Raw genomic sequence first — 11,315 nt, forward strand, 5'->3', positions numbered from 1 at the left:
GTAACATCGTTGTTGAGATATTGAGTCGAACACTTGTTTGAATATTGGCAGATGGGGGCTATCACACGCAAGTTTTTAGGCACGTTTGGCGTAGCTTGTTCCTTTAACGTAGCCAAAAAAAACGCCATGGCGACAAGCCATGGCGTTTGGAGTAAAAAACAGACTAAATGTTCAGGCGCGTTTGGCCGGTGCTCCGTTGGCGACGTAATAGTCAACGCTGGCACGGGGAAGCGGCTCATGGCCTTTGATACGGTCGGCGATTTTCTCGGCCAACATAATGGTGGGCGCATTCAGGTTGCCGGTGGGAATCACCGGGAACAGTGAGGCATCTACGACGCGAAGGCCTTCAATACCATGGACACGACCCTGGCCGTCGGTGACGGCCATTTCACCCTCGCCCATACGGCAGCTACCGCAGGGGTGGTAGGCGGTTTCGGCGTGCTGTTTGACGAAGGCATCGAGCTCGGCATCCGACTGCACGTCGGGCCCTGGTGCTATCTCGCGACCACGGTATTTATCAAAGGCTGGCTGAGCGATGATATCGCGAGTCAGGCGAATAGCATCGCGGAACTCTTCCCAATCTTTCTCTTTGGCCATGTAGTTGAACAGGATGCTGGGCGCGGCGTGTGGATCTTTCGAGGTAAGTCGAATACGACCACGGCTTTCTGAACGCATGGAGCCAACGTGGGCCTGGAAGCCATGGGCCTGCACCGCGCTCTTGCCGTTATAGCTAATGGCAATGGGCAGGAAGTGGTATTGCAGATTGGGCCACTCCTCTTCATCGCGGCTGCGGATAAAACCACAGGATTCAAACTGGTTGCTGGCGCCCACGCCGGTGCCATTGAACAGCCATTCAGCACCAATTTTGGGCTGGTTGTACCACTTTAGCGCGGGGTAGAGCGAGATGGGTTCTTTGCACTCGTACTGGATGTACATCTCCAGGTGATCCTGGAGGTTTTCACCTACGCCGGGCAGGGCGTGAACCGTCTCGATACCCAGTTCCTTCAGCAGTTCAGGGTTGCCGATGCCTGAGCGCTGCAGAATCTGCGGGGAAGCGATGGCGCCACCGCACAGGAGTACTTCACGGCGGGCGTAGGCCTGCTGTTTTTCGCCTTTCTGCTCATAACGTACCCCCACCGCACGTTTACCTTCGAATTCAATAATATCGGTAACGGCATGGGTTTCGATGGTGAGGTTGTGGCGCTGTTTGGCGGTATCCAGGTAGCCGCGGGCCGTTGATGCGCGGCGGCCTTTGGGCGTGACGAAGCGATCCATAGGGCCGAAGCCTTCTTGCTGGTAGCCGTTAACGTCTTCGGTTTCCGGGTAGCCAGCCTGCTTGCCGGCTTCAATAAAGGTGCGATAAAGCGGGTTGTTATCCGCTTTGGGCGTGGTCACGCTGACCGGGCCGTCGCCACCGTGGTAGCTGTTGGGTCCAATGTCGCGGGCTTCGCACTTTTTGAAGTAGGGCAGGCAGCTTAGGTAGTCCCAATCTTCGAGGCCGGGCTGTTTGGCCCAGTTGTCGTAATCGAGTGCATTACCGCGGATATAGCACATGCCGTTAATCAGTGAGGAGCCGCCCAACCCTTTGCCACGACCACACTCCATGCGGCGACCATCCATATGTGGCTCGGGGTCGGTTTCAAACGCCCAGTTGTAGCGCTTGCCCTGTAGTGGGAATGCCAAGGCAGCGGGCATTTGGGTGCGGAAATCGAAGCGGTAGTCGGGCCCGCCCGCTTCTAACAGCAATACGCTGACGTTGCTGTCTTCGGTGAGGCGAGTAGCAAGCACATTGCCCGCCGAGCCTGCGCCGATAATGATGTAATCAAATTCGCGTGGTTGAGACATAGTGTCTCCTTAAGAAATCTGGCGAGTCGAGGAAGTGAGCCGGTAGGCATAAAAGCGAAGCGTCTTTTTCAGGGCCGGAAAGTGCTCCATGCGATTCCAGCATTCCCGCCATCCTTGGCGGTCAGATGAAAAAGCCGAGCGCCCATGGATGGGTTCACAGCGTCTTCGTGTTATGCCTACCGGCGGAGCTTAGTGCTTAGAGTTAAAACACTGACTCAAACGGCCCCATTTCGATTTGTACCGACTTGGTCTGGGTGTAGTGATTGAGCGTCTCAACACCGTTTTCGCGACCAATACCCGACTCTTTATAGCCGCCTACCGGCATCTCGGAGGGGGACTCGCCCCAGGTGTTTATCCAGCAAATCCCCGCTTCAAGTTGGTGTATCACACGGTGGGCGCGGTTCAGGCTTTCGCTGAAGACACCGGCGGCAAGGCCGTAGGTGGTGTCGTTGGCGCGGCGAATGACTTCCGCCTCATCATCAAAGGCGAGTACCGACATCACCGGGCCAAAGATCTCTTCGCGCACGATACGCATCTCATCAGTGCAGTCGGTAAACACGGTGGGTGCAGCCCAGGCGCCATTGGCAAAGCTACCGGTGTTCCATTCGTCGCCACCCACGAGCAGGCGAGCGCCTTGCTCTTTGCCCAGGGCAATATAGGAGAGCACTTTCTCCTGATGCTCGAAGCTGACCAGGGGGCCAAAGTTGACGCTGGGATCCATGGGGTCGCCTGCTTTGATGCGCTTAACGCGCTCCACCAGTTTGGCTTCAAAAGCGTCTTTAACGCTGCGCTCAACAAATACCCGCGTGCCGTTGGTACAGATTTGGCCGCTGGAGTAGAAGTTGGCCATCATGGCGGCGTCTGCAGCGCGATCAAGGTCGGCATCTGCAAACACCAGCAGCGGCGATTTGCCGCCCAGTTCCATGGTGACGTCTTTCAGCGTTGAGCTAGCAGCGGCGGCCATCACTTTCTTGCCGGTGCCTGCTTCGCCGGTGAACGAGACTTTGGCGATGCCTGGGTGTTCGGTGAGCATGGCGCCCACGCGGCCGTCGCCCTGAACCACGTTAAAGACGCCGTTGGGCAGGCCTGCCTCGGTAAAGATTTCCGCTAGTTTCATCACGGTCAGCGGAGTCACTTCGCTGGGCTTGAATACCACTGCGTTGCCTGCCGCCAGCGCCGGAGCGGCTTTCCAGCAGGCGATTTGGATCGGGTAGTTCCAGGCGCCAATGGCACCAATGACACCCAAGGGCTCGCGGCGAGTGTACACAAAAGAGCTGTCGCGAAGGGGGATCTGGCTGCCTTCAATAGCCGGCGCCAGGCCCGCGTAGTACTCCAGCGCATCTGCGCCGGTAACGATATCGACACTGGCCGTTTCGCTGATCGGCTTGCCGGTATTGCGGGTTTCAAGCTCGGCAAGCTCGTCATTGCGCTCTCTTAACAGCGCGACGGCGCGCAGCAGGATGCGTGAGCGCTCCATGCCGCTCATCGCGGCCCACTCGCGCTGGCCGCGCTGGGCTGCGGCGACCGCAGTGTCAACATCCGCTTGGCTGGCTTGGCCGATAGTGGCCAGCAGGCTGCCATCGAAGGGGTTGGTAACGGTAAAAGTATCGCCTGAAGTGGCGTTTACCTGGCGACCATCAATATAAAGTGGCTGTACGTCTTGAGCGGCCATGTCGATCTCCAAGAATCAGAAAATTAAAGGTAAATATTGGATGCTTTGTTGGTGCATCCATGATGAGCAAAAAGCTGGTCGAGATAGGTGTGGGCAAGGTAGCGGGCCTCTTCGGCGTCAAGGCCTTCTGGCGTTAGTGCGCCACGCAGCCATAGCCCATCAATCATGGCGGCTAAGCCGCGTGCTGCGTTGCGGGCTTCTACGCGGGGCATAACACGTCGGAACTGGTGACATAAATTGCTGTAAAGACGGCGATCATTGACGTTTTGCAGACGCTGCAGCATAGGCTTATGCATGCTGCTGGCCCAGAACGCTAACCATGTCTTGGCGGCGGGGCCGGTGACCTGAGTGCGGTCAAAGTTACCCTCAATAATGGCACCGATATGGGCGCGGGGAGAGTCGTCTTCCAACGCATGGCGACGCACCGCAACAGCTCCGGACAGGTCGGTCAAGATTTGCCGCATCGTCGCTTCCAGCAAGCCATCTTTACCGCCAAAGTAGTGGCTGATAATGCCCGCTGAAACGCCCGCATGGCGGGCAATTCGCATCACGGTAGTTTCGGCTAAGCCGACTTCATCAATGGCTGCCATAGTCGCGTTGATTAACTGCTGGCGGCGTATCGGTTCCATTCCCACCTTTGGCACGACGTTCTCCTAATTCGTTGAATGCCTAACAGGGTCGTTGCTTGAAACCCGAGCGTAGACATGATTACCTAACAATGATGGCATTTTTTTATTGAACGTTCAATCAATAAAAAGACAGCGATGATTGCTACGCACTGCGACCACTGCAGCAACGGAGTGTTCGTATCTATGTTTTGGAAATACGTATTGGCAATATGTATTGGCAATAAGCTTATAAAAGGGGACTACGATGATGAGCAGAACTTCTTCACGCTATGCAGGTGCTTTATTGCTGGCAGCGGGTCTGCCAACGGCAGCCTATGCAAACGAGTGCAGCAGCGTGCGCTTTGCTGAAGTGGGCTGGACAGATATTACCGCCACCACTGCGCTCGCCAGCGAAGTCCTTGAAGGGCTTGGCTATGAGCCAAGCGTCGATACAGTTTCCGTTCCGATTGCCTACGCCGGTATGCGCAACAATGATTTCGATGTCTTCCTGGGTAACTGGATGCCCTCGATGGCCTCTATTAGTGACCCCTATATCGAGCGCGGTGAAGTTGAGCGCTTGGCGACCAACCTGGAAGGGGCGAAGTATACCCTGGCAGTGCCTCAGTACGTTTACGATGCGGGGGTAACGTCGGTTAACGATTTGGCCGAGCATGCGGAGCAGTTTGAGCGTAGCGTGCACGGCATCGAAGCGGGTAACGACGGTAACGAGCTCATTGAGCAGATGATCGATGATGATGCTTATGGGTTAGGCGATTGGCAGGTGATCGATTCCAGCGAAGCGGGAATGTTGGCGGAACTGCGCGCCCGGGTACCCAATGAGCAGTGGATGGTGTTTTTGGGCTGGGAGCCGCACCCCATGAACTCTAACTTCGATATGGCTTATCTTGCTGATGCCGACGACTATTTTGGCCCAAATTTAGGCGGCGCGACTGTGCACACGAATACCCGAGCGGGATTCGTGGATGAGTGCCCGAATGTGGGTACCTTGCTGCGCAATATGACCTTCACGCTGGAAATGGAAAATCAGCTCATGAGCGCGATCATGGATGATGGCGAAGATCCCCGTGATGCCGCACGTGACTATTTGAAGGCTAATGATAGCCTACTGGACGAGTGGTTAGACGGCGTTACAACACGAGACGGCGAGCCAGGTGCAGAGGCCGTGCGCGCCGCTATTCAGTAAGTCAATTTCGATACGCTTTGTTGACTAGCAGGGCAAGCCGGAATCCGGCTTGCCTTTCGTCATTAAGGTAGGCATAATCTGCACCCGTTGATGAGGGAAAGGCTACGTAGCTCAGCTGGTTAGAGCACATCACTCATAATGATGGGGTCCCCTGTTCAAATCAGGGCGTAGCCACCACATCAGCCTCAGCACACTTAATATATAACAGAGTGTGCCGTTATGGTGGTCCCTTAGGTCCTCCCGCAACGCTAAACTGCGAACCCCGCCAGGCCCGGAAGGGAGCAACGGTAGTGGTGGCTGCGTGTGCCGGGATGTGGCTTTTGGGGCCGCCTCCATTTCTGTCGTTTCTCCTTCAAAGTGGCACAAATTGTCCCGCTGCTGTCATTTTTTGCCTTTTCTCGTGGCATAACCTACTTTTGTAGTAATAAAACAAAAATAGGTGTACTGCCATGTATACCCGTACCTTGCGTCCTTCTCCCGTCAAGCACATCTATAAATTTGCCAGTCACAAGAATGGCAACGTCCAGACTGTTGAGTCCTCCCTCGAATTTAATGCCTGCTTTCATTTTGAATATGCCAACGAGGTAAGGTCCTTCGTTGCGCAGCCAGAAGGCTTTTATTATCAATTTGAAGACAGGACTTGCTCTTACACACCCGACTTTGAGCTTTTCTGTCACTCAGGCAAGAAGGTGTTTGTTGAAATAAAGCCACCTCCAGAAGCTTTGAAACATGATTTTATCCAGCGTTTTACCGCTAAAAAAAAGGCGGTTGAAATGCTTGGCAAAGAGCTAATTCTAGTCACTGATCATCAAATCAGTTCAATGCCAAAACTGAAAAATCTGAAACTGATTAACCGATATGCAGGGCTTTATACTGAGGTGGTATCTCGTAAAAAAATTTACGAATTGATAAAAAAATCTCATGGTTTAAGTATTGCTGATATTTCTGAACTGTGTGGTGCTGACTCAGCTGAAGTCTTAGTTGATGTTATGTGGTTAGTTGCTTCGGGAAAAGTTCTCATAAATATTGACGAAACGTTTGGATGTGAATCTCTAATTTGGGTTGGAGGTGGGCAATGAGCATCGAATTTTTTAGTGATGAATTCCCAGGCTTTCAAAGTGGGGAGGCATCCGCAGTTGTAGATGGGCAATATATAAATGTGCCTGAGCGCCTTTCTTATATTTCATTTGATTCCTTAAGCAAAAGCGTACAAGAGGAAGCATATTATAAGTATAAAGTTATCGTTCTAGTTAAGGAGCATCTCCAGGGTGGATGGACGAAAAAGAATATTGATCCAATTTTAGACTCGTTATTTGAGCAAGGCCATATTGAAAAAAAGCCATCATGGAGAAGTGTTGCAAGATGGCATAAAAACTACGATCAAGTCATTGGGCCAAAATCATTGGTTTCTGCGAAAGGGTTAGTGAAAAACCCTGGAAATTCCAAAAGAGATGATGCAGATTTTTATAAAAGAGCTGTGGAAGAAAAGTTTCTCAAAAGAGAGAGGCCGCATGTATCTACCGCTTATTATCACTATTTTAACAATATACTATTATATAACAGGGCGCACCCTGATAATGCCATTGAGCCTATAACAAAATCTGCATTTTACAAACGCGTAAAGAAAATTTCTCCCTACGAAGTAGAGGTGGGACGTTTTGGTAAAGCTGAGGCCGATAAAGATTACCGTGTTGTGAATAAGTTTTCTGCGGCAGAACGTGTTATGGAGCGCGTTGAGATTGATCATACACCCCTCGACTTGATTTTATTAGACGATACATTGCTAATTCCTATTGGAAGGCCGTATTTAACAATTTTAATAGATTGCCATAGTAGGTGTATAATTGGTTTTTATCTTAGCTTTCAGGAGCCAAGTTATAACTCAGTAAGAAGCGCAATAATGAACGCGTGTTTAAGTAAAGAAGATGTTGCTAAAAAATATCCAATGATTAAAAAAAATTGGCCGTGTCAAGGTAAAATTGAAACGCTAGTTGTCGATAATGGAGCTGAGTTCTGGTCAAAAAATTTAGAATTCTTCTGCGCTTCAGTCGGTATAAACATTGAGTTTAATCCTGTGGGTAAACCTTGGAAAAAACCTTTAGTTGAAAGGTTGTTTTCAATTTATAATTCTAGGTTTGTGAAAGAAATACCTGGCACTACTTTTTCTAATGCCCAACAGTTAGCTGGTTATAAACCTGAGAAAGATGCAATCCTTCCTTTTTCCTATTTTATTGAGCTAATGCATATTTGGATAATTGATATTTATAACCAGTCGCCAGATAGCAGGATGACAAGAATACCTGCATTATCTTGGGAAATTGGTTGTAAAAAGTATCCTCCTCCTTTGTATAGTGGTTTTGAAGAAAAAATTTTTAAAATTGAAGCCTTCCCTACTGAGTTGTGTACTCTGCGAAGAGGAGGAATAAGCATTGATAGGATCGATTATACTAATGAGGAATTGGTGGAGTATCGTAAGATTACCCCACCACCACCTGGTAGCAAAGTAGTGAAGGTTGTTGTTAAGAGAGATCCAGAGGATGTCTCTTACATATATGTTTATTTGGTAGAAAGAAAAGAATATATCAGGGTTCCTGCTGTTGACCCAGATCGCTTATATGATGGGCTGAGTGTTTTTCAGCTAAAAGTAAGACGTAAATTACGTCGTAATTTTATAAACTCGAAAACTGATTATGTAGGTATTGCGGAAGCTGAAAAATTGATTGACGATAGAGTTAGTGAAATTGCAGAGGAAGTGTCCGCTTCAAAGAAAAAAATTAAAGGAACTAAAAAGGCGGCGGCTTATTTTGGAATATCAAGTGAAAACCCTAGCTCTATCGTAGATGGCTTTACTAGTAGGGAAATAAGTGATATCGAGAAAGAAAATAAATCACACAGTGGTGTAAATCCAAATGACGAAGAATGGAAAAGAATTTCTGATGATTTGGAGCCCTACTCATGAATATGTTAATGAGTAACGAAAAATTAGAGCAGCAAATTTATTTCAAGAATTGCTATGTCAAGCATTCGTCTGTTGCAAGAGCCATAAGTTCTTTAGAAATTCTGAAAGCTAATCATGCTTTAGGGGGTGAGCAACAGTGTATGTTAATAATAGGGGACCCTGGTTCAGGAAAGAGTAGGCTGGTTCAAGAGTTCCAATCTCAATATCCAGAGTATGTTGAAAATGACACCGTTATTAAGCCTGTGCTTGTTTCAAGAATTCCAAGTAAACCAGATGTTGAAAGCATGTTGATACAGCTCATGATGGATTTAGGGCAATTCGGGGCTGATACTAGGCGAGAGAGGAGGCGTGAGGCGGGTCTTGCTGAAGCGTTAGTTAAGATGTTGAAAAAATGCAAATCTGAGATGATAATAATCAACGAATTTCAGGAGTTAATAGAGTTCAAGTCCGTTGAAGAAAAACAAAGAATAGCTAATATATTAAAGTTGGTAAATGAAAAAGCAGGTATTCCTATAGTCCTTGTCGGTATGCCTTGGGCTGCTGAAATATTAAATGAGCCTCAGTGGGCTTCACGCTTGATGTGCACAATAGAATTGCCTTATTTTAAGTTTTTCAATTTAGAAGACAGAATTGAGTTTACACGTTTTATTAAAGGCTTAGCGTCTAAAATGGGTTTTAAAAAAGCCCCTAGTATTCATGTTGATGAAATTTTGTTCCCTTTGTTTTCTGTTACACGAGGCGAAACAAGGCAAGTGAAAAGAGTGTTAGAGGCCGCGCTTTGTGTGGCATTGTCAAAAAATGATAGCACTGTTCGTAGGCAACACTTTTTAGAGGCATGCGATAAGTTTTTTTTAGGCGCGGATAACCCTTTTGAGCTTGAGTTAGAAGATGTTCCGATTAGTGAAGTTTCGAAATACTCTTCATATAACCGTTATTCAACTGTGGAATCTGAAACATTTGTTGCGACACAGTTCACTCGTAAAATTTCAACGCGTGAATTATTTTCAAAAAATTAAGCAATTATTCAGATGTCTCATTTCGGTAAATAACAATATGGGCACTTCTAGAACAATATTATTGCATTCTTGCTAAGAATCTCTTAGCATATTTTTGTGTCATCTTGCGCTAGCCTAGCGGCTTTCCAAGTAGCGATGGTGTTTTCATGGACAGTCCGCTTCCAGATCGCTTGAGAGCCGCCAGGCAAGCAGCGGGTATGACACAAAGGCAGTTGGGTGAATACCTCGGCATGGAGCCGAATCTGGCGAGTGCGCGTATGACGCAGTATGAAAAGGGGCAGCATGCGCCCAATTTCCAGTTGCTGAAGAGGCTTTCAGAGGCACTAGAGGTGCCCATTCCCTATTTTTTCTGCGAAGACGATACCGTGGCAGAATTGATCCTTGAGTTAGATAAACTCGACCCTGCAGAACGCCAACGCTTGTTGGAACAGCTTAAAAAGGGCAGTGCGCCTAGCGAAAGCTGATCTCGTTACTGATCAGCCGCCTGCAACTTCAACGTAATTGATCTTTATGAGCGCCTTTTGACTTCTTTCAGCTACAACTCTGATCTGATCGGCGGTGGACTGATGGTGCGCGAGAGCCGTGCCGTAGCTGAGTTGCTGCTCTCTAATGCAGATGAAGGGCAGTGGCACCAGGCAATCATCATTGATAACCGCCTCCAGAAGAACCGTCCCGCTACTGCTAAACGTGCTGGGCAAGCTATTCGTAAGCGCTTAGAGAAGCTGGAGCCACCGTTTTGGCAAGCGCTGCGTGATGGCGACGACCAGCTCGCCACGCAGGTGTCTTTTTGCGCGGCCATGGCGCGTAATCTGCTATTGGTGGAGTTTCTTGAAAGTGTCGTTGCCGATGCGTTCTTAACCCACGCAGAGTCGCTTCAGGCCTACCAGTGGGATGAGTTTTTAGCCGAGCGTGCACACCGCGATGAAGCAATAGCAGGGTGGGCTGATAGCTCGAAGCGTAAAATGGGGCAGGTGGTGTATCGTATGTTGGCGGAAGTCAGCATATTGGCGTCCAGTCGCTCGCGCAAGTTACAGCCCTTGCTGCTGCGGCCAGAAGTAAAAAGCTTGCTTGAAACCTACCAGCACGAACGACTACAAACATGTTGTCGCCGGCTGCGGTAATATTCATGTTGCCTTCTTAACCTCGTTCTTTTCTTTAAAACCGTGCTCACGTCAAAACACGACTAAGTAGACCTTGCAACGCAGGTGTCTAGCGGCATAGTCTTACCCAATCAGCTTTCTGTATTAGAAAAAGCTTTGCATCAAACATGCTAGACACAGGGACGCATCCGCATGTCACAGAGTGATCAGTACCCACCCCCCAGCGGTTTTAGCCACCACGAGGATGACCAGCTTCGGGCGCGTTTGAACCAAGTCGCTGAGAAAATCACTCGGCCTGATTTCCTAGCGGGGCAAGGGTTGGGTAATGAGCTGGGCTTCTGGATTTTCGATTACGCTCCTGAACATGAACTACAGGTGCGTGCCTACCTGAATTTCCTCCCCTCATTAATGGCACGCCAGCACCCTGACATCAAAATGGCGCAGGTCAATCTGCTTGAAGTGCTAAAGGATTACCTGACTGAGCGCGGCTTCCTTGATAAAGCCATTGCCATGCAAAAAAGCAAAGGCGATGCAGCCCTGCTGAAGGCGCTGCGTGGGCCGCTGCACATGGACAAGTTCGCCCCGTACCTCATCCGACACTCACTGTCGCACGAGCCTGATATCGTATTGCTCACCGGTGTTGGCAGCCTGTGGCCCATGGTGCGTGCGCACAGCTTGCTAAATGCCCTACACGGGCCGCTTGGCCATAAACCATTGGTACTCTTCTACCCAGGCCGTTACGACGGGCAAACGATGTCGCTGTTTAAGCAGATCAAAAGCAACAACTACTACCGTGCGTTTGCGCTCGTGCCTTAGCGCGGCGTATTGCTTTATGGTGTGTTACGTTCGCCCCGGTTGTGAGCCGTGACTGTTAACGTTATCGCAGTGCCTTCTACAGTGATGAAGCCCCA

10 protein-coding genes, 1 tRNA gene and 1 other RNA gene are annotated in these 11,315 nt (G+C 49.5%); 9 read left to right on the plus strand and 3 right to left on the minus strand.

Going from position 1 to position 11,315, the window contains the following annotated elements; genetic code table 11:
* Window positions 1–171 precede the first annotated feature (171 nt).
* The 3 genes from betA to betI all read right to left on the minus strand — a co-directional run bounded on the left by betA (window position 172) and on the right by betI (window position 4,161).
* The gene (betA, locus tag RO22_RS11595; RefSeq protein ID WP_027959236.1) at window positions 172–1,845 is read right to left on the minus strand and encodes a choline dehydrogenase; all 1,674 of its coding nucleotides are present in this window, start codon (window positions 1,843–1,845) and stop codon (window positions 172–174) included.
* Between the two features lie 202 nt (window positions 1,846–2,047).
* Window positions 2,048–3,517: a betaine-aldehyde dehydrogenase gene (gene betB, locus RO22_RS11600; RefSeq protein WP_039858292.1), complete on the minus strand. Its 1,470-nt coding sequence runs from the start codon at window positions 3,515–3,517 to the stop codon at window positions 2,048–2,050.
* Window positions 3,518–3,540: 23 nt separating this feature from the next.
* Entirely contained in the window at window positions 3,541–4,161 is a 621-nt protein-coding gene (betI, locus tag RO22_RS11605; protein ID WP_009286516.1) for a transcriptional regulator BetI, read from the minus strand.
* Between the two features lie 229 nt (window positions 4,162–4,390).
* On the opposite strand from betI, the gene RO22_RS11610 reads away from it, so the two are divergent.
* The 9 genes from RO22_RS11610 (at window position 4,391) to RO22_RS11645 (ending at window position 11,220) form a co-directional block, all read left to right on the plus strand.
* Window positions 4,391–5,329 carry a choline ABC transporter substrate-binding protein gene (locus RO22_RS11610; RefSeq protein WP_009286517.1) on the plus strand — a complete coding sequence of 313 codons (939 nt, stop codon included), beginning with the start codon at window positions 4,391–4,393 and terminating at the stop codon, window positions 5,327–5,329.
* A gap of 100 nt (window positions 5,330–5,429) precedes the next feature.
* Window positions 5,430–5,506: transfer RNA gene (locus RO22_RS11615), tRNA-Met, on the plus strand.
* Window positions 5,507–5,558: 52 nt separating this feature from the next.
* An RNA gene (gene ffs / locus RO22_RS24125) (signal recognition particle sRNA small type) lies at window positions 5,559–5,655 on the plus strand.
* Window positions 5,656–5,778: 123 nt separating this feature from the next.
* Complete coding sequence (locus tag RO22_RS11620) at window positions 5,779–6,408, plus strand: TnsA endonuclease N-terminal domain-containing protein (protein ID WP_041158388.1); 630 nt, start codon at window positions 5,779–5,781, stop codon at window positions 6,406–6,408.
* Window positions 6,405–8,288, plus strand: a complete 1,884-nt coding sequence (locus tag RO22_RS11625; protein ID WP_052475609.1) for a Mu transposase C-terminal domain-containing protein — start codon at window positions 6,405–6,407, stop codon at window positions 8,286–8,288. Before RO22_RS11620 ends, RO22_RS11625 begins: the two co-directional genes overlap by 4 nt.
* Window positions 8,285–9,304, plus strand: a complete 1,020-nt coding sequence (locus RO22_RS11630) for a TniB family NTP-binding protein (RefSeq protein ID WP_041158389.1) — start codon at window positions 8,285–8,287, stop codon at window positions 9,302–9,304. The genes RO22_RS11625 and RO22_RS11630 overlap by 4 nt, the downstream gene beginning before the upstream one ends.
* Window positions 9,305–9,450: 146 nt before the next feature.
* The gene (locus RO22_RS11635; RefSeq protein WP_009095642.1) at window positions 9,451–9,768 is read left to right on the plus strand and encodes a helix-turn-helix domain-containing protein; all 318 of its coding nucleotides are present in this window, start codon (window positions 9,451–9,453) and stop codon (window positions 9,766–9,768) included.
* Window positions 9,769–9,825: 57 nt separating this feature from the next.
* Window positions 9,826–10,425 carry a DUF1819 family protein gene (locus RO22_RS11640; RefSeq protein WP_041158390.1) on the plus strand — a complete coding sequence of 200 codons (600 nt, stop codon included), beginning with the start codon at window positions 9,826–9,828 and terminating at the stop codon, window positions 10,423–10,425.
* Window positions 10,426–10,596: 171 nt separating this feature from the next.
* Window positions 10,597–11,220, plus strand: a complete 624-nt coding sequence (locus RO22_RS11645; RefSeq protein WP_197915459.1) for a DUF1788 domain-containing protein — start codon at window positions 10,597–10,599, stop codon at window positions 11,218–11,220.
* Window positions 11,221–11,315 lie beyond the last annotated feature (95 nt).

The organism is Halomonas sp. KHS3 (assembly GCF_000830495.1).
GTDB lineage: Bacteria > Pseudomonadota > Gammaproteobacteria > Pseudomonadales > Halomonadaceae > Vreelandella > Vreelandella titanicae.